This window comes from Paraperibacillus marinus, from assembly GCF_046237605.1.
Taxonomy (GTDB): Bacteria; Bacillota; Bacilli; order Bacillales; family DSM-1321; genus Paraperibacillus; species Paraperibacillus marinus.
This window is the reverse complement of record NZ_CP143542.1, coordinates 280,768-299,100: the sequence shown is the minus strand read 5'-3', so window position 1 is coordinate 299,100 and position 18,333 is coordinate 280,768. Positions and strand designations below refer to the sequence as shown.

Here is an 18,333-nt window from a genome sequence, read left to right as displayed (position 1 = left end):
ACAAACTAAGATTTCACGCTCAACTTACATATAACTAAACTGCCCGTTTTTTGATAATCTCTCGCCGCCACACGCTACCAAGTTGGTTGGTTGCTCCGCTTGGAATGAGATGGGAGGAAAGGTTGTTCCAGCGAACTCATTATTTTTTCTTAACCAAAACATCTAATAATCTCAGGGAATAAAAGTGGGCCCCAGCACTCCCCTGAATGGAGCATGATTCCAAACAACAAAGGCCAAACAGAACCCTGGGCAGAGAGGTTAGTATAATCTGATTAAAAATGACCCAACAGAATTAGCGTACCTTAACAAAAACAGAAGAACTATTGAGGATTAGAAGAGAAAGAAATACCTTAGTATATGGAAAAGGCGGAACTGGCTTTACTGTTGCAAACGGCTGCTCACATACATACATCGTGTTAGCAGAAGCAAAGGCAGGCTAAGAAGAGATTATGGAGCCGCAGCTAAGAAAGAAATGAAAAAAGAGGTTTCTCATAAGTTCACGGAACTCATGAGAAACCTCTAATTTTAGGAGAGAAATGTTAGCAAAATGTTTGCATCGCGCTCCCCTCTTTCATAAAACCCTCATATATCAAGGGGTTGGGCGATATTACATCATGCCGCCCATTCATCATTCTAATAAATATAGCGTAATTATTAAAAAAATGGCTAAACATCAAACAATCATTTATTTTGTAAAAACCAGATTAAATAGTTTTAAAAAACTCTGCGGACAAAATTGCGGACAAAATTATCCGCGAAAGAGCATCTTAAAAATAGGATGCTCTTTTTCCTTTTCAAGCAGTATGATGTAATTATCCTTAGGCATTCTGAAATGACTGCTATATATAAAATACATAAAAAGCAAAGAGAAAAATACATATTGTCACATCAAAAAAAGGAGCAGAAATTTATTTGAATGAAACTTTAGAACACACTGTTCGTTGACAAACCAAATACTTAAAAATAAAAAGGGTGCAATTAAGTCACCCTTCACTCCATTCTTTATTAATTCCTTTATATGAAAGGTCACAGAAGGGCTAACTTTTAAAACAGATTGTCTTCAAGCGTAAGGGCAGTTGATCTCTTTCTCAAGCTTTCCCAGGAATCAGCACTGCCTTTGGGAAAGCTGTTGAGTTGGATTAATTAACTTTTCCATAGTAAGTAGCTATGTGCGGATCTTACTTTTGAGAAGAATGCACTTCTCTAAGATTCCATCTCCACCGGGGACTTGGTGAATGCCGAATATGGATAAACCACATTGATAGTACAATTAGTGGAAAGCATCTATTTTAAGATTAAACGAATTGCAAGAAAAAACAATGAAGTGTCACATATTTTTTTCGGTGCAGTATTAGATACAATAGTACCTTTAGTCGCTTTTCTAATGGAAAATTTATCAGATCAGAAATAGAATTCTCTGTTTCTCCATTTTCAGACCTCCAGCGAAAATATAAACAATCCCATTTATGCTTTCCTGACAGTCGGGAAAATGCGCTAACCAACCCTTCATTTAGCGGAAGTCTGCCCTGAAAGTGAACCAGTTCCTCCACAAGTTCATATAACAAAGAATGATGAACTGTGCCTTCCATTTCCAGAATTTCTTTTAACTTAGATTTTATTTTTCGCCTAACATTCTTTCCACCTACTCCTTTACATGAAAAATTGTTTTACACTTTGCTCTCTGGCTTTCTCCCAAATTAGAAGTTCCTCCAGGGAATTATGGTGGAGATGGGCTGCGGCTGAGGAAAACATATCTTTCAAATTCCCTGTATCTGTATAAATCTCTCCCAATTTGTAGAGGACAAGGCAGATTCTATGGGGGAAGAGTGCATCGAAATAGTAGAGCGCCTTATATTTTTCAATTTTGGGGCGCTTTTGGAAATATTCCGTGTAGAATTTAGCTATTTGATCCTTTATTTCATCCGGATTATTTGAAAAGAGTTTTCTATAATACATTTGGATATCAATGATTTGCGGGCCAACTGCTGTTTTGTCAAAATCAATTAAATAGTTATCGCCGCTGGTTCCTGTTAGTATATTTGATACATTAAAATCACCGTGGTATAAGAGTCCTTCCTCTAAGACAAAAGAAAAATATTCATTCAAATCAAAGGAATGAATTAGAGACAGAGACAATTCAGCTCCCTTTATACAGTGACTCAAACCTGCAAAAAAGGAACTATGGTTATGCCACTTTTTCAGCAGATTAATATTCATTTGATACTTCGCAAGAAATGATCGTTTAGTTTTCGCCATATCTTTAATCTCGGTATACTTATCTTCAAGTTTGACATTGTGCAAACTCAGCAGCATGGCTGTTCTTTCTTCTAGTGCAGGCCGCTCTTTTGTATGATTGATAAATTCAGATACATAAAAAAAACCATCTTCAAATTCAACATATAAGTCACCCGTTTTAGAACGAATAACGGAGGGGACATTTAACCTTTTACTCCATAGACATTCTTGTACTAATACTGGAGTTGGAGATGTGCACATTCTCTTTGAAAACCATTTTAGAATATATCTCATACCATCAGCTTTAAGCATCCAGACCTTTCTTCTCCCTGGCTTTTCTTTCAGTAATATCAATTCTTCTGCTTCACAATCAAAATAGCGGGAAATCACTTTACACAGTTTGGAATCCATAGTCCCCTCCTAATTCCGGAGATCCAATCTTTACATATTTAACTGAATGAAGCTCCCATTTTAAATGGCTTAATAAATTTCTAGTATCAAAAATAGTTTTGGTCCTTAGCAGCTTGGAAACTGTTTCAGGTTCCATATCTTGAAATACACTATGATCTGTAAGGAGAACCATGAGATCTGATCCTCTAAGTGCCTCTGTTATTGATTCTACTTTTCCGTTTATTGACTGTTTTATATACGGGTCAAATGCCTTCACTCTATACCCCCGTTTTGACATCTTATCCAGAATTTCAAGGCTTGGACTGTCACGATAATCTTCTGTATTGCCCTTGAAACTTAGTCCGAGAAGCGAAATCAATGGATCTTTCTTACTTTCTACCAATATTTCAATATGATTTATGATCCGATCGGATACTTCATCATTGACTTTTCTCGCCGTTTGTATCAGCTTTGATTCAACAGGAGCTTTTTCCACGATTAACCAAGGATCCACAGGGATGCGATGTACGCCTACTCCAGGACCTGGCTTCAAAATGTTCACCCTGGGATGGGAGTTGGCAAGTTCGATTGCCTCCCATAGGTTAAATTTTAATTTCTCTACAATCATTGCGAGTTCATTGGCGTAAGCGATATTAATCTCGCGAAAAGTATTTTCCATGGGCTTGACCACTTCCGCTGTCACGCTATCGGTAATATGAATATTTCCCTTCACAAAGCGCCTGTACAAATCAGCTGTCATTTTGCTTGACCGTTCATTGATTCCTCTGACAATCCGGTCATTCATGCTCATTTCATAAATTAAATTCCCAGGAATTATCCTCTCCGGTGTATGAGCAATGAGCAGGTCCACTCCCGCTTTTATTCCGCATTTTCAGGTATTGTTGAAGCTTCAGCAAACATGTCGGCAGCAGGCAGACCGATATATCCCAAACCTAAAACACACACCTTTATTCTGATCACACAACCTGTTGTATTTAATTTCTATACATCATATGTACAAGCTCATGATCGGTGAGCCAAGCTTGGTGATTTTTTCAAAATAGTGTTTTGCCCCATACAAATAAACGTATCCCAATGGAATACGCCTTTTAGTATGATTGGAAACTGAAAAAGTCATTCTTGCTCTTAATTGCTTTTTTTCTGCTTCTGCCTTTATTGGCCGTATCTAGCAAAAAATCTCGTTAAATTGATTGTATTTTAATACGGGACCCTATTTCTGCATGTGAAAACCAAGTCTGATATGCTTCTTTTAATACATAGGCTCTTCTGAGCTCCTTAGACATCTCTAAATAACGCTCTAAATGCCATCGTTCTCTTAATTGAGCTTGGTACTCGATTTATGGAATACGTGGCTTTATCCGTTTACATTTCTTCCGATCATAATCGTTAAAAGACTGCTGGCAACGTCTCCTTGCTCCATCAAGTGCCCAATGAATATATCGGCAGAAGTGAAACCGGTCGGCAATGATAATCGGACGTCCTAGCGAGGACTGGACAGCTGCCTTGAAGGACTGGCTCATATCCATTGCAACCATCTGTACCTGGCTTCCATGTTTCGCAGATAGTGCTTAATCGTCTTTTTATACCGATTAGGAAGAATGTCAATCGGTTTTCGAATAACCGCGTCCACAACAGCTGATACTTTCCTTCTCTTGTGTTTCCTTTATAAATTCATGACTGACGGTGCGCAAGCCTTTAACAGAAGGGGAAGCGATGGTAACATCATAACCTTCTACGAGACAGCGATATAAGACTTTGATAAACAACACTGTGATTTTTTAGCTAAAGAAAAAAAAGAGCATTGATCCTTCTTGGATCAATACCCTTTAATGTTTAAGGTAATTCTTCAGAATAAGCAATCCGGATGATGCCGGCTCATAAAATTCAAATCGGCACCTAATTTCCCATTCCATTTAGTGTAAACGGTAGATACTGAATAGGGATTCTGTGAAAGAGTATCAATGTTGCGAATGGATCGCTTCGCGGCTGCCTACAACGCGGCGGATGAAGAACGCTATGACCAAGGCAATCAGTGCTATGATCATCGCAAACAGGAACACGTTTTGTGATCCAGCCGTCATCGCGTTTGCCATTTCAGCCTGTTTGTCTGAAGCGGAGGAGCCATGCAAGTATTTCTCCATACCGCCAGTAAGGATACTGATAGCCACCGCTGTTCCAATTGCACCTACGACCTGCTGCAGTGTGTTCATGACCGCCGTACCGTGCGGGTATAACTCCGGCGGTAATTGATTTAGTCCGTTCGTTTGAGCAGGCATCCATATCATGCCCACCCCAACCATGAGCCCGATATGCAAAGCGACGATAAAAGCCACTGAAGAAGCAGGGGATAGGGTAGTAAAGAACCATAACATGACTGAAACGATCACGAGTCCGGGAATAACGAGCCATTTTGGCCCATATTTATCGAACAAGCTCCCCATACGCGGGGACAGGATACCGTTCAGCGCGCTGCCCGGCAAAAGCATGAGTCCAGTAGTGAACACAGACAGCCCTGCACCCGTCTGCAGAAACATCGGCAGGATAATCATACTCGACATCATGATCAGCATACACGAGAGTATCAGCAGCAGCCCAACGACGTACATCGGGTACTTCAAAACGCTCAGATTCATCATTGGATCGCCCATACCGTTCTGCCTCAATATGAACAGCAATAGTGCTATGAGCCCGACAACGATTGAAGTAACCACGACTGCACTGCCCCAGCCTTCAGATCCTTCCCCTGCCTTACTGAAACCGAAGACAACTCCTCCAAAGCCAATCGTTGACAATGCAACAGACAGCAGGTCTATCCGGGGCTTCGTGACATCGGTAACATTTTCTAGATATTTCCACCCTACCAACAATCCAATAATCAGGAACGGCAGAGAGAGCCAGAATATATAATGCCATGTTAAATACTCGATTAATAGACCTCCAATGGTCGGGCCGGTTGCTGGCGCAAACATGATAACAAGTCCAACGAAGCCCATCGCCGCCCCCCGCTTTTCCGGCGGGTATATAACAAGAATCGTATTGAACATAAGTGGCAGCAATAATCCCATGCCAGCAGCCTGTAAAACTCGAGCGAACATCAGCATTTCAAAATTGAAGGCTAGCGCCGCAATGAGTGTACCTAGAATTAAGCTAGTGAGCGAGCCTGTGAATAGCTGCCTCGTTGTAAACATCTGCAGCAGCAGCCCGCTCATCGGCATTAAAATGCCCAGGGTCAGCAAGAAACCGGTTGTTAACCACTGTGCCGTTGCGGCTGAAATTTGAAACACTTCCATTAAATTAGTCATTGCTATATTTAGAGCGGTCTCGCTAAACATGCCGACAAAACCGCAGATAAGCAGCGACGCCAGGATGGCACGCGTATTGTATTCTTTCATCTCTTTATCTCCCTTATTTACTTTATTAATGATTTTTCTTACTGAACCTGCTGTAGTCATCTTATTGGAGTATCTCATTTTAAACAAGTAACACTTTAAAGAGCAATAAATAGTTTTGTGGAGGAGAAAATATGAATCAAAGCAATAAGTATTCGTCTGATTGCGCACTAAACAACGTACAAAAATGGCTGGCGGGAAGTGGAAATTGTCGCTTTAATGGTATATTTCCGAAGAAACAAGAAGATTTGGGGAAATAAAGCGCATATTACCAGATAATACACAATCGGTGCCAACGAAGCAACTCAGAGAATTCAAACATGATGGACTCATACATCGTGAAGTTTATAAAGAGGTTCACCAAGAGTAGAATTCTTTAACAAATCTTTGGGCAGCAGTTTGTACCAATCCTTCATAGTATGTCACAATGGGGAGAATGCAATCTAGAATAAGGATTGATCACTTTATATGAAAAAAGATTGTATAACAAACTAACAAAAGTATTTTTGTTAGAGACGTAAAAACAGCCGGCTGAGAACGGCAGCAAAATGTTTTAAATGACCTTAAGGGGAAAGTATGCCAGTAACACACTGGATGGTATACAGCGCATTGGCAGAATGATCTTCAAGAAACCATTGAAATGAGGCAGGCTCAGAAGAGATAATAGAGCGACTTGCACTGTGACGATGCCGCAGCTAAGAAAGAAATGAAAAAAGAGGTTTCTCATAAGTTCACGGAACTCACGAGAAACCTCTAATTTCAGGAGAGAAATGTTAGCATTCCACTCTCCACTTTCATAGAACCCTCATATATCAAGGGGGTTAGGCGATATTACATCATGCCGCCCCTAAGGTGAGAGTATATAATATCTTACACGTTGTGTGTTAAAAGTGCGGTAAATTAAGGTTTTGTAAATTTCTTACTGTAATATCTTTCATGGAAATTAATCGTTTTTCACTGGTTTGCGTTAACAAAATGTTAGCAAGTAAAAAATAAAAAGCTGTCACTGTGTCCTTGTTAACACTCACATGGCTAGAGAAGTGATCGCAGACACATTAATGTAGTAACGTTTACCTTACTAACTATTATAAAATTCCAAATGGAATAGAATTACGTCTTTAGTAGATAACCTAACACCATTGACAAAATTATTATTTCATTTCCAATAAACCGCCGCCTTGATTCTTCATTTGCAGAACAGCCCTTCTCATATACTATTAAATCCGTCCTTCTTCTTTTAAAATTTCAACGAATGCCTCTACTACTCTTCTATCATAATGTGTATCAGAGAGTTTTATTAGCTCATCTACTGCAAACTGTATATTCAAAGCTTTACGGTAGGATCGGTCTTCTGTCATTGCATCGAAGGTATCACTTACCGCTATGATCCGGGCCTCAAGCAGGATATCGTCACCTTTTAAATGGTAAGGGTAACCGTTTCCATTTAATCTCTCATGATGCTGTACGATGATGGTATAGATTTCATTATAATAGAGATCCTTCACCATCTCAGCACCATCGAGTGGATGACGCTTAATAATAGCAAACTCCTCATCCGTCAGCTTTCCTGGCTTATTTAAAATCTCCCCAGGAGTATTGATTTTTCCAATATCGTGTAAAACGGAGGCCAAATATAAGTTCTCAAGCCTATCCTTTGGCAATTTTAATTTCTTAGCTATTTTTACCGCATATTCGGATACTCTCTCACTATGTTTATATGTATATCGATCTTTTTTTTCTACCTCATCAACTGTCGCTTTAAGGGTAGTGATACTTTTACTTAATTGAAAAAAGGTCGGTTCTGTAATCATCCATAAATAAACAACTTCAGTTAGTGCGGTGAAATGAATGGGCTCTTCTAAGTTAGTGGCTGTGTAATAATCGTTAGGACCAAGTTTAATTTTTTCGCCATTTATTTCGCAAATCATTTCCCCTTTTAGGATATAGAAGAACTCCATTACATAAGGAGAATCACTAGGATAAACATAGAAGAGTTTGTCTTTTGCTATCGTCTGAATCATGATTTCAGATCCATCCCCTCTAGCAAGCAGGCTGATATTAAAGTGCTCATTTTTTACTTGTTCTAAGCAGGTACCATTTCTTCCAATTGAAAAAGCCACACAAGTCACCTCTACTCCTGATTACAAAGAAAGCGAGCCTACACAAAATAGCTAGACTCGCTTTCTATCACTTATTTTATAATATTGGTAAAAGTTCCACAATGGCTTTACAATTTAATTACTATATTCCAACAACACGCACCGGGTCAATCCAAACCCAGCGATCAGCAAAGCGAACTAATTTCCAGCTGCATTCAGCAATAATCCCTACTTCTGCAACTTTGGCAATCGTACCAGCTGACATTTCTAATGTCTTATTATAAACATCTGTTATGACCTTCTCCAAATCCTTTGTATACTTAGCTGTCTTTTCATCAGCTTTTTCTATCTTTTCATTTAGTTTCTTTGTCAGTTTTTCTAGCTTATCTTGCAGTTTCTTAGAGTCTTTATCCTCGGCTAAAGTTAAACTAGTCGTTACTTCTTGAATGACCGCTTCAATTTCACTGATTTTCTTTTCTATCCTTGCCGTTTCTTTAGCTAGCTTTTCCTCTACTTTCAAAATATCTTCATTTAATTTTGCTATCTTTTTCGCATCATGTTTATTGATCTCCATTTCAGCAAATAACTTCTCTTTTTCGCCTCTTAGCTTAATAACCTCTTTACCTTCCTCTAATACTATTAAATCTTGCATGTAATCTGCTTGAAGCTTGTCCGCCTTTTCCACTGCTTTTTCAATCTCTTTATCTATTTCTCTATTTGTTTTTTCAATCATCTCTAATGCTTTACCAATTTCAGGATTACTCTCCGCTGAAACACTCGTTCCTAATCCTAGCAATAATGCAGATGAAACTAATAGTACTAATAACCTTCTCATCATATTTACCCTCCTATTTGTTAGGACTCAATTAAAAAAGTCCCTTATTAAAATAATTAAAGGGATATGCAGATGTAGCTGGCTGGCATAGTATTACGATACTTTAGCCCCTATAGCTTTGCGTCCTTATCTTTTCAGATAAGTTGCCCTTTAATATATTGGATTTGTTACCACGATTATACAATTACTTTAGTCCTATTTCTACAGAATATTTTGTGAATTTATAACTTTTTTAGTAGTATTTTGTCTTTTTCGAACGAGATATGTGATAAGTTGACTCATTCTCTCAGAAAAAGTAAGAGCTATTGAAAACAAGGATAAGTGGCAATGAGGATAAACATAGAGTAGATTCCTAAATCTATTATCATCAATAATAATACATAATTCATTACCATCTATCGTAAGCGATAGAAAAGGCTCCTCAAAAGTTTAATCAACTAATGAGGAGCCTCTTTTATAACCCTGATGTTAGCAAATTTCTTTAAAACCTCATTTACCATGGGTTTAAGCGGTCATTACATCATGCCGCCCATTAATCCTCCATATTGTAACATGTTTAACGGGAGTTTATAAATGTTGTTTAAGTCGCGTTATTGTAATGTTTTTTATATTTCGTTTTGTAACATCTTTAACAAGAAATTATTACTTATTATGAGTTTGACTCTGTAATGATGCACAAAAAAAGCACCTTCTCAGTGCTTTTTTAGCAGGTGGCCGCTGCCCCCAGTCCTTTTCTATTCAATTGTATGTCCGGTCTCCTCGGCCGTGGCCTTAAAAGGTTTGCACTTATGGCCATTGAAGAAGGCCTGCTTTATACGGCTACCACTCCTCTCCCTATTGAAGTTGCCCATGTATCGCCTGGACCTAGAAACAATAGGCCAGCCGGAGAGTAAGCTTCAAATTTCACCTTAAGACCCTCAAGAAGTGTTCGGATTGGACGGTTTGTAAGTGAGCCAGCAGCGGGTTCGGACAGCAGAATCATTTTTTGACCTTCGCGGAAGAATTCAAGGATTCCTTTTAGAACCGCCTCTTTGCGGCTGGAAGAAGGAGTTTTGGCACGATTTTTGGTACGCAGTTTCAGATGATACATACTTTCACTACCTTTCCAAAAGAATCGAGGGTCTTTGTTCCCTATGCCTATCAAATTCCACGCCTTCCTTATGGAATCCTCCAAAATAGAGGCTCTTTTTATCGCCAAATTCCCGCTAAAAACTTCTGTATTATTCTTTTATAGGGATATTCTGAGGGATTCTTTTATCGAAAATCAAGAAACGCTGATTGATTTCGTAGAATGCTTTTAAGCAGTTGCGGACAGGGAAGGCTCGGGCGCGCAAGATGCAAAGTATCTACTGGGAGTGATTAAGCGGCAGGGGCAGCCTGTTATTGAATACAGAGACATTCAAAACCTCACAAGGAAACGTTTTATAAAAGCCATGCATCTAAAAGCGACATTGTTGGAATTGGAAGAGCGAGGATTTATTCACCAAAAAAAGATGGCCGGAAAAGACTGTTAGAAGTGAATCCTTACCTTTTAGAATTCCAGTAAAGCACCCACATTACCTGCAATAGTTCACAAACCTTGCCAGAGAGGGAAAGACAATGCGGGAGTACTAAGGACACAGCAGTACGAATGATTTTTAAAAAAGCTGTGGAATTAGAAATTTTAAAAAAAGATCCAACAGAGTATACACAGGTTCCCAAACAGCAGAAGACTATCGAAGAACTGGAAGGAAGAAAAAGTTTACCAAACTATTTAGAAAAAGTGGAACTTAAGCACTTCATCCAGATTTCCAAACAAATGGGATTAGATCAAGATTACCCCATCTTTTTATTATTGGCGTATACAGGTATACGCGCCGGGGAATTGTGTGCCTTAAAATGGCGCGATATTGATTTTAATGAACAGACAATTAGCATTTCAAAAACATATTACAATCCTACGAACAACAGAAAAGAATACAAGTTATTAACACCTAAAATCCCGACAGCGGTGCGACAATATGCATCGCTTATTTATAGTGGTTACACATTTCATATGTGTGAACTGTAATCGAGAACACAATATCTTAATTGTGTGTGGCAAAACAGTTAGGTGTTGGTGAGTTTACTTAGAGTACTATCAAAGAAAATAATCAATTTTTATGGGATTAATATTAATGCGATATCTTTATATTAAGATAAGTATCCTATAGCTTTCCCGTAGTTATACAACTTTGTTAGGACATAATTTGATATGTCTGCTCTACCTGTTCTTGACCTCCACATCATTTCTAATCTAACTTTGCCTTCACCAATATCACATAGAATATCTGTCCTGCGAGTTAGCCCCCCACCTAAGTCCTGTTCAAGTAAGAAACTAGAAATTAATCCGGCATTTACTAGAGCATCACCAAACGTTTTATTAACTAACTTATCGTTGGTAGATGCTATTTGAGCTAATTTCTCAAAAGCCTCACGACTATTACTCCCAACCTTATTGCCCTTCTTCCTAATTCCTGATGGATTACCACTTAGCGCGTTTTTTAACTCACTATTCAGCAATCTACTTATTCCTGAATTGTCTGCTTTGGTACTTAGTCCTACATTTCTCATTTTTTCTGTAAGCTGACTATCAGCATAATCTCTAGCAATCGCTGTAGCAGTTAAGATAGGAACATAAATTATTTTACAATCAAAAACACTTGACAGTAACCCTATTTTCTCCGGATATTGTTTTAAATCTGTAACGATATTTGCTTCTGTCGAAACCATCAATCGTTCTATATCAGCGGCTGCTGACTGACCTCTTGTTAGAGCCGCAACATCATTCTCTGGTTCATTGCCCGCTAGGACAACAATCCACATCTTAAATTGTTCCTTACCCACAAGCTTTTTAAGACTTTGAGTGTTAATTAGCAATTGTCTCCTTAGAAAACTGAAATATTTTCCAATTGTAGTTGAATTTTGCACTAAACTCTGAGCATCCTCATCAGTGATTCCCATGTCAGTTAATGAAGCACCATTATTTAATAACTGGACAGTTCTCGTAGCAATATCTACAAAATTAGTTTTAGCAGGACCGCTAAAGTTATAATAGGGACTATCAATACCTAACAGTGCGTCACCACCAATGTTTCCAGCCACATTCACAAGAACATCTTTCATTTCTTCAGTATTACAGGGCCAAACTATTAGTGTCCTTTCTCCCCTATTTGTTCTTAGAAAGGTATTTATCGAATGTAAATCCTTCTCCAGCTCTGAACTTAATTGTCCAAGAAGGGCTTCTCTACCTTCAAGAATAATGACTCTCAGTTTAAGTTGCGTAGGCTGATAGTTAGAAAGAGTAGAAGTAATTGATTGATCATTGTTAATTGTCTCAATAGAAACACCTTCCCTAAATAAATTTATTGTATTAAGAAAAGTTGACTTCCCTGATCCTGATTCCCCTTTTAAAATAAGAAATGCACCTCTGTCAGCTGCTTCCATATCTCCATATATTTGATCAATTTTCTCTAGTGCTTCCCTAACTTCAACAATTATTGATTGAAGATTTCCTTGAGCGTTTTCCTTCAGCTTCTCAAATCTATCCGGAACTAAAAGATTATTCATTCGATTATCCCCTTTTTTTATTCCATTTTCATCCTATAAAGAAATACTATCACAATAAAATTACTTATGATATTGGGTTTACTGAAGAAACTCGACACGATACCTTATTTACTGCCAGAGGTTCTCCGCGCTTAGGTTATAGCAAATGGCAGTTCTGACGAAGGTATGAACAAAGTGCCGGTGCCTGTTAGTGTTTTGTATTACCATATCGAAAGAAGAAGAAGAAAAATGCCGGTAAATCATCCGGATGATTTCATTTATATAAAAAACAGTCACCCGCATAATTTGAAGACTGACTGCCATTATTTTTAGAGTTTATGTGACAACATAAGGATGCTGGTGAGTATGAATTGAATTTTACAGCCTTACATTTGTATAATCATCAAAGTTAATCTCGTCCTGAAACCTCTTATTTATTATTTCCTTAAGAGTATTATTATCCTGCCAAGCTTGCCTGCGTTCATATATTTGTTTATTTTTATTTATAGCTTCAAGAATTTTAATAAACTGCTCTTTACTGAATAAGTCTCCATAAACTGAAATGTAATTTTGGAAATTTATGTCCGCCCTATCATAAGTCCGGCTAATGCTAAATAAATATATTAATAAGTCTAAAAACTGATTTACTACTCCGTGTTCTTGAGATACTTTAAATAAAAGCTTTCGCCCACTTTCAGATAATCGGCCTGGAATTAAGGCATCCTCTACGCGAGATTGAATTGCTTCTAAATGCTTTGATATACTTTCAGATAAAAAAATGCTTTTTGTAAATATATCAAAATTATGTGTAGCTTTGTTATTCAGAATCAATTTAGCCGATTCTTCTAATGAATTAAAGACCTCTGGAAAAAGGGACATGAATTCTACAATTGAATTTAAAATCTTTTCATTATGTAAATTAATATGACTGAAGTAATTTTTATCAGAATCAATTAGAATATTGAAGGAAACTTTATCTTTCTTATATAAAACCAAGAGCGCTCGGAAAATAACATCACGGTTATCATTTGTTTGAGCATCGTCTAAACGAAACGTGAATTTCCACAAATCTCGGAACAACTTTTCTTCTGTTGGTTTGTTTATTTTACTTAAGTATTTACTATTTAAATAATTTTCAAATTCGTTATCTTTTATTAGTTGATCCTTTACAGATACTAGATCCTCTAAAAATGTTGAGATGAACTTCTTGGACAGGAGGGGGGCTTTACAAAGGATTCCCTCTAACATATTCGTGATATTTGCTCTAACAGTTTCTTTATTAGGCGTGACTAACATATCTAGCTGATCAAGAACCGGATGTGCTGATAAATGTCTATGATTTCTTAAATAATCAATATTAAGGGCGTCTTGGGTTTCCAGTAAATTTGTTCTTTCTTTTATCTCTGTAATAAATGTGTTTTCCCATTTAGAATTACCGGGGTTTTCTTTTTGTTCTTCTTTAATTTTTTCTAAAATTGAGACTGCAGTAGAATCATTATATCTCTCTGACAGCTCTTGAAGTTTATAAATTAAGTCGCAAACTACAACAGAATAAAGCATAACCATTGCAGAACGGTAGTTTCCATTATTGTATGAACTGAAAACTTCATTAAAGTATTCTTTTGTTTTAGTGTGATAGATTGATTCCACTTTATATTCTATTGATTCCTGATAGTACATACCTTCCCCCTAATCACTATATAAAAAGCAACCACCCACCCCGGCTCAGTTTAGCGGGGAGTGATTGGTTACTTTTTTTCTATTCCATTTCTACATAACCGCTCTCTTTACACCTATTTGTACCAAATCAACCATGAATAACAATTTTTTCTTCTTTTGTTTAAGTTAAATATTGCAATATATTTCCTAAAAGGTTGTATTAACGACAGAGTTAAATCCCAATGGGTCAGAGAAGTGAAACTCTGGAACAAAACTGTTGTTAGGGAATCAACATAAAACATCCCTGGTCGAACCTCCCTTGATGAAAAGGCTGTAAAAAGCTTCGTCATACAGGGAGCTGCCCTGAAATCGACTTAAAACATGCAGGTCAGGTGAGCTGAGCCAACGCGTCGAAAATCAGCGTAGCAATCATTAGACAAGGTCTTTCTGCTGTTTTGACCGGATTGCGAGACTTAGAGGAGCGGGAACGGCTTCTTGCAGTAACGGTTCGGTGGAGTTTCGATTGGTTATGGCCAATGGTACTTGCCATAAAGCATGCGGGCGAAGCTGTATGCGCTTTATAAAAGCTAGTGGCAAGGTGAAGAGATTCAGGTAATAAACAGCAGCGTCATCAAGTTCCATGCTTTATACTAAAGTATATACTTAAGTACCACTCCTCTGTTCACGAGTCTCCGATCCGTGGACAGGGAGGGTACTATTTCGTAGTCAGTAGCCCGCATAACCTAAAGTATATAAATTTAGCCCACAATCTCCAATTGATATTGTTATACATATAATCAACGGCGAGTTTAGACTAACCCTTATCTCCTCAGGACATCGTTTTACCTATATCTAGTAATCTGTAAAACCACGGGCGCCACAGCAAAGTGGTTCCTTCCTCCGGAAAAACAACTGAAGGATGCAGACCAACAGAGCTTAGAGGGCGACTAGCTCTGAGAGCTTGGCCGCTACGTCTGCCATTGGCTCTTCTGCAGTATCCAGGCCGCTTCTCGATCCGAGCAAGGGACTGACTTCGCGTAGAGCTTCATACGTTGTCCCGTGCACAATCGGAACGAGCCGATCACGTGCGAGGAGTGCTGAAAGTTCTTTGTCAGCGATGCCCTCTTTTGGGAGGCGGCGTAGTAACTCAGGGGTAACCAGCACAATCCCAACTCGCGAGTTCGCCAGGCCTTTGTCGATGGTGCGCATCAACGGCTGACCGAGGCCAACATCTTTCTCGCTGAACCAGACGGAAACACCATGTGACTGAAGCAGATCGTGCAGTTCCTTGGCTGCCCCCTTCCGGTCGTCCCACGCATGGCAGAGGAAGACGTCTCGAAGATCAGGCAGTTTTTCTGCCAGGTCTTCAACGCTTTTGCGGACCGGTGTGAGTGCCTGAACTTCTGCAGGCGTGTACAATATGGACGAACCTGCTCCTGACCAGCGCGGTTTTACACTGCGGACCGAACCTCCTCCGCTGCTGCTGCGACCGCCCCCACCTGCCTGGGACGGGGAATAAGATGAATGCGAGTACGAGGGTGAATACGAGTACGAATTGTAGCCTCGAGACCGCCCTCTGCATGCTGGACAGTTTTCTGCGGCACTCGCTGAGCTATGTCCCCTTACTGGAGCTGTACATCTAGCCATGTTTCTACCTCCCTAATTGAATGAACGATTCTGACAAATTATATCACCATTCTCCAATAAAATACAGATAATTTGGGATGCCCATAAGTGCTTCCCGGAAGGGGAGCGACAGTCTGTGGTGCACCGTGGTCGTTGGAGTCAGACTAACGGATGGGCCCCATGGCACCATAGTTCATCGACCTTCCTCTACCGGCCTAGGAGCAGTATCGGCGGTTTGGAGCCATTTTCATTCTCTGTGGTGAATCGCCGGTTTTGCGATTCATGGAGGGCTAACGGATGCTTTAGTTCAACACGCTGGCGTATCAATTGGTTCCGCCTAAGACGCGTAAATACAAACGAACCATCGTGGTGGGTGAAGAGGTGATAGGCACCCTTAAGAAGCATATGCAGGCACAGCATAAAGTGCAGAAGTACTATGGTAAAGCTTATATTGATGAAGGATTTATTTTCGCCAAGAAAGAGAACAACCAGGCTATCCCATTTTTATTAAAACCTTGGAAAACAGAATGGCACGTTTGTTGAAGCTGGCCGGCTTAAGTCCTGAACTTACATCCCACTCTCTGCGCCATACGCATACTTCATTGTTAGCAGAAGCAAAGGTAGGCTTAGAAGAGATTATGGATCGGCTTGGTCACTGTGATGATGCCACAACTAGGAACGTCTATCTCCACGTAACAAAAGAAATGAAAAAAGAGGCTTCCCATAAGTTTTCTGAACTCATGAGAAACCTCTAATTTCAGGAGAGAAATGTTAGCATTTGGCTCCCCTCTTACCTAAAACCCTTACGTTTCAAGGGGTTTGGGGGATGATTACATCATGCCGCCCATTCCACCCATGCCGCCCATGCCGCCCATATCAGGCATGCCGCCAGCATTTTCTTCTGGTTTGTCAGCAACGACAGCTTCAGTTGTCAGGAACATAGCTGCAACGGATGCTGCGTTTTGAAGAGCGTAGCGGGTAACTTTAGTAGGATCGACGATACCGGATTCGATCATGTTGACCCACTCGCCTGTTGCTGCGTTGAAGCCTGTGCCGACTTCTTCGCGCTTGAGGCGCTCTACGATTACAGAGCCTTCAAGGCCTGCGTTGTGTGCGATCTGGCGCACTGGCTCTTCGATGGCGCGAAGAACGATATTGATTCCTGTTGCGATATCGCCTTCTGCTTCAAGGCCAGCAACGCGGTTGTATACGTTTAGAAGCGCTGTTCCGCCGCCGGCAACGATGCCTTCTTCGACAGCTGCACGAGTGGAGTTCAGGGCATCTTCAATGCGCAGTTTGCGCTCTTTCAGTTCTGTTTCAGTTGCAGCTCCGACTTTGATGACAGCTACGCCGCCAGCAAGTTTAGCCAGACGCTCCTGAAGTTTTTCACGGTCGAATTCAGAAGTAGTTTCTTCCAATTGAACGCGGATTTGGTTTACGCGTGCAGAGATTTGCGCGCTGTCGCCAGCTCCTTCAACGATTGTTGTGTTTTCTTTGGAAACTACGATTTTAGCAGCACGGCCGAGCTGTGCGATGGACGCAGACTTAAGGTCGCGGCCAAGCTCTTCTGTGATCACTTCTCCGCCAGTCAAGGCAGCGATGTCTTCAAGCATAGCTTTACGGCGGTCACCGAAGCCAGGAGCTTTAACTGCTACTGCGTTGAATGTGCCGCGAAGTTTGTTCACAACAAGTGTTGCAAGAGCTTCACCTTCTACATCCTCAGCGATCAATAGCAATGGCTTGCCCTGCTGGACAACCTGCTCAAGCACTGGAAGAATTTCCTGGATGCTTGCAATTTTCTTATCAGTGATCAGGATATATGGATTATCAAGTACTGCTTCCATCTTATCTGAATCAGTAACCATGTAAGGAGAAGCATATCCTCGGTCGAACTGCATTCCTTCCACTACGTTCAGTTCAGTTGTGAAGCCTTTTGATTCTTCGATTGTGATTACGCCGTCGTTTCCTACGCGCTCCATAGCTTCTGCGATCAGTTGGCCGACTTCTTCGTCAGCTGAAGAAATGGCAGCAACCTGAGCGATGGAAGCTTTGCTTTCGATCGGCTTGGAGATTGCTTTTAATTCTTCGATGGCAGATGTAACGGCTTTTTCGATACCTTTGCGGATTCCCATTGGGTTAGCGCCGGCTGTTACGTTTTTCAATCCTTCGCGGATCATCGCCTGGGCAAGGACTGTAGCAGTAGTCGTACCGTCCCCTGCTACGTCGTTTGTTTTGCTTGCTACTTCAGCAACCAATTTTGCACCCATGTTTTCGAATGCATCTTCAAGCTCGATTTCTTTAGCGATGGTTACACCGTCATTCGTGATGAGCGGAGAGCCGAATTTCTTTTCAAGAACCACGTTGCGTCCCTTTGGTCCGAGTGTTACCTTCACTGCATTTGCAAGTGCATCCACACCGCGCAGCATGGAGCGGCGAGCGTCTTCACTGAATTTAATATCTTTAGCCATTGTTTCATTACCTCCCTGAAATTATAAAATTAAGGATTAAACAT

14 protein-coding genes, 1 pseudogene and 1 riboswitch are annotated in these 18,333 nt (G+C 40.0%); of the genes and pseudogenes, 4 read left to right on the top strand and 11 right to left on the bottom strand.

Translation table 11 applies throughout. From position 1 onward, the window contains the following. Positions 1–1,650 precede the first annotated feature (1,650 nt). From V1498_RS01650 to V1498_RS01635, 4 genes and pseudogenes are all read right to left on the bottom strand, one after another. A complete protein-coding gene (locus tag V1498_RS01650) occupies positions 1,651–2,646 on the bottom strand; it encodes a phosphotransferase (protein WP_409296592.1) in 996 nt (331 codons plus the stop codon). After that, complete coding sequence (locus tag V1498_RS01645) at positions 2,627–3,496, bottom strand: nucleotide sugar dehydrogenase (RefSeq protein ID WP_409296591.1); 870 nt, start codon at positions 3,494–3,496, stop codon at positions 2,627–2,629. The genes V1498_RS01650 and V1498_RS01645 overlap by 20 nt, the downstream gene beginning before the upstream one ends. A 355-nt stretch (positions 3,497–3,851) precedes the next feature. Continuing rightward, a pseudogene (locus tag V1498_RS01640) lies at positions 3,852–4,314 on the bottom strand (transposase); the annotation flags it as partial. A 290-nt stretch (positions 4,315–4,604) separates the two neighbouring features. Further along, a complete protein-coding gene (locus V1498_RS01635) occupies positions 4,605–6,098 on the bottom strand; it encodes a DHA2 family efflux MFS transporter permease subunit (protein WP_409296590.1) in 1,494 nt (497 codons plus the stop codon). A 71-nt stretch (positions 6,099–6,169) separates the two neighbouring features. On the opposite strand from V1498_RS01635, the gene V1498_RS01630 reads away from it, so the two are divergent. Together V1498_RS01630 and V1498_RS01625 are read left to right on the top strand one after the other, a co-directional pair. Continuing rightward, positions 6,170–6,295: a hypothetical protein gene (locus V1498_RS01630; protein WP_409296589.1), complete on the top strand. Its 126-nt coding sequence runs from the start codon at positions 6,170–6,172 to the stop codon at positions 6,293–6,295. Between the two features lie 29 nt (positions 6,296–6,324). Beyond that, positions 6,325–6,405, top strand: coding sequence for a hypothetical protein (locus V1498_RS01625; protein WP_409299092.1), 81 nt, complete (start codon positions 6,325–6,327; stop codon positions 6,403–6,405). An 847-nt stretch (positions 6,406–7,252) separates the two neighbouring features. Here V1498_RS01625 and V1498_RS01620 read toward each other — a convergent pair. The 3 genes from V1498_RS01620 to V1498_RS01610 form a co-directional block, all read right to left on the bottom strand. Then, entirely contained in the window at positions 7,253–8,155 is a 903-nt protein-coding gene (locus V1498_RS01620) for an HD domain-containing phosphohydrolase (RefSeq protein WP_409296588.1), read from the bottom strand. A 121-nt stretch (positions 8,156–8,276) separates the two neighbouring features. Next, positions 8,277–8,972: a hypothetical protein gene (locus V1498_RS01615; RefSeq protein ID WP_409296587.1), complete on the bottom strand. Its 696-nt coding sequence runs from the start codon at positions 8,970–8,972 to the stop codon at positions 8,277–8,279. Positions 8,973–9,039: 67 nt separating this feature from the next. Continuing rightward, a riboswitch (cyclic di-GMP riboswitch) is annotated at positions 9,040–9,127 on the bottom strand. A gap of 653 nt (positions 9,128–9,780) precedes the next feature. Further along, positions 9,781–10,059 (bottom strand): hypothetical protein, encoded by a 279-nt coding sequence (locus V1498_RS01610; RefSeq protein WP_409296586.1) that lies wholly within the window; start codon positions 10,057–10,059, stop codon positions 9,781–9,783. A gap of 540 nt (positions 10,060–10,599) precedes the next feature. Here V1498_RS01610 and V1498_RS01605 point away from each other — a divergent pair. Continuing rightward, on the top strand, positions 10,600–11,019 hold the full coding sequence (locus V1498_RS01605) for a tyrosine-type recombinase/integrase (RefSeq protein ID WP_409296585.1): 420 nt from the start codon (positions 10,600–10,602) through the stop codon (positions 11,017–11,019). 122 nt (positions 11,020–11,141) lie between these two features. Here the strand turns inward: V1498_RS01605 and V1498_RS01600 are convergent, their stop codons facing one another. From V1498_RS01600 to V1498_RS01590, 3 genes are all read right to left on the bottom strand, one after another. After that, a complete protein-coding gene (locus tag V1498_RS01600) occupies positions 11,142–12,557 on the bottom strand; it encodes a hypothetical protein (RefSeq protein ID WP_409296584.1) in 1,416 nt (471 codons plus the stop codon). Positions 12,558–12,914: 357 nt separating this feature from the next. Continuing rightward, positions 12,915–14,216, bottom strand: a complete 1,302-nt coding sequence (locus V1498_RS01595) for a hypothetical protein (RefSeq protein ID WP_409296583.1) — start codon at positions 14,214–14,216, stop codon at positions 12,915–12,917. A gap of 915 nt (positions 14,217–15,131) precedes the next feature. Next, positions 15,132–15,842 (bottom strand): toll/interleukin-1 receptor domain-containing protein, encoded by a 711-nt coding sequence (locus V1498_RS01590; RefSeq protein WP_409296582.1) that lies wholly within the window; start codon positions 15,840–15,842, stop codon positions 15,132–15,134. Positions 15,843–16,348: 506 nt separating this feature from the next. On the opposite strand from V1498_RS01590, the gene V1498_RS01585 reads away from it, so the two are divergent. Then, positions 16,349–16,576 carry a tyrosine-type recombinase/integrase gene (locus V1498_RS01585; protein ID WP_409296581.1) on the top strand — a complete coding sequence of 76 codons (228 nt, stop codon included), beginning with the start codon at positions 16,349–16,351 and terminating at the stop codon, positions 16,574–16,576. A gap of 75 nt (positions 16,577–16,651) precedes the next feature. Here V1498_RS01585 and groL read toward each other — a convergent pair whose 3' ends face one another. Further along, a complete protein-coding gene (groL, locus tag V1498_RS01580; protein ID WP_409296580.1) occupies positions 16,652–18,289 on the bottom strand; it encodes a chaperonin GroEL in 1,638 nt (545 codons plus the stop codon). Between the last annotated feature and the right edge of the window lie 44 nt (positions 18,290–18,333).

What these genes read in the sequence shown, in the direction of transcription:
- V1498_RS01650 (WP_409296592.1), bottom strand. Translation starts at nt 2,646, where the DNA reads ATGGATTCCAAACTGTGTAAAGTGATTTCCCGCTATTTTGATTGTGAA.
- V1498_RS01635 (WP_409296590.1), bottom strand. Translation starts at nt 6,098, where the DNA reads ATGACTACAGCAGGTTCAGTAAGAAAAATCATTAATAAAGTAAATAAG.
- V1498_RS01630 (WP_409296589.1), top strand. Translation starts at nt 6,170, where the DNA reads ATGAATCAAAGCAATAAGTATTCGTCTGATTGCGCACTAAACAACGTA.
- V1498_RS01615 (WP_409296587.1), bottom strand. Translation starts at nt 8,972, where the DNA reads ATGATGAGAAGGTTATTAGTACTATTAGTTTCATCTGCATTATTGCTA.
- V1498_RS01610 (WP_409296586.1), bottom strand. Translation starts at nt 10,059, where the DNA reads ATGTATCATCTGAAACTGCGTACCAAAAATCGTGCCAAAACTCCTTCT.
- V1498_RS01605 (WP_409296585.1), top strand. Translation starts at nt 10,600, where the DNA reads ATGATTTTTAAAAAAGCTGTGGAATTAGAAATTTTAAAAAAAGATCCA.
- V1498_RS01600 (WP_409296584.1), bottom strand. Translation starts at nt 12,557, where the DNA reads ATGAATAATCTTTTAGTTCCGGATAGATTTGAGAAGCTGAAGGAAAAC.
- V1498_RS01595 (WP_409296583.1), bottom strand. Translation starts at nt 14,216, where the DNA reads ATGTACTATCAGGAATCAATAGAATATAAAGTGGAATCAATCTATCAC.
- V1498_RS01590 (WP_409296582.1), bottom strand. Translation starts at nt 15,842, where the DNA reads ATGGCTAGATGTACAGCTCCAGTAAGGGGACATAGCTCAGCGAGTGCC.
- V1498_RS01585 (WP_409296581.1), top strand. Translation starts at nt 16,349, where the DNA reads ATGGCACGTTTGTTGAAGCTGGCCGGCTTAAGTCCTGAACTTACATCC.
- groL (WP_409296580.1), bottom strand. Translation starts at nt 18,289, where the DNA reads ATGGCTAAAGATATTAAATTCAGTGAAGACGCTCGCCGCTCCATGCTG.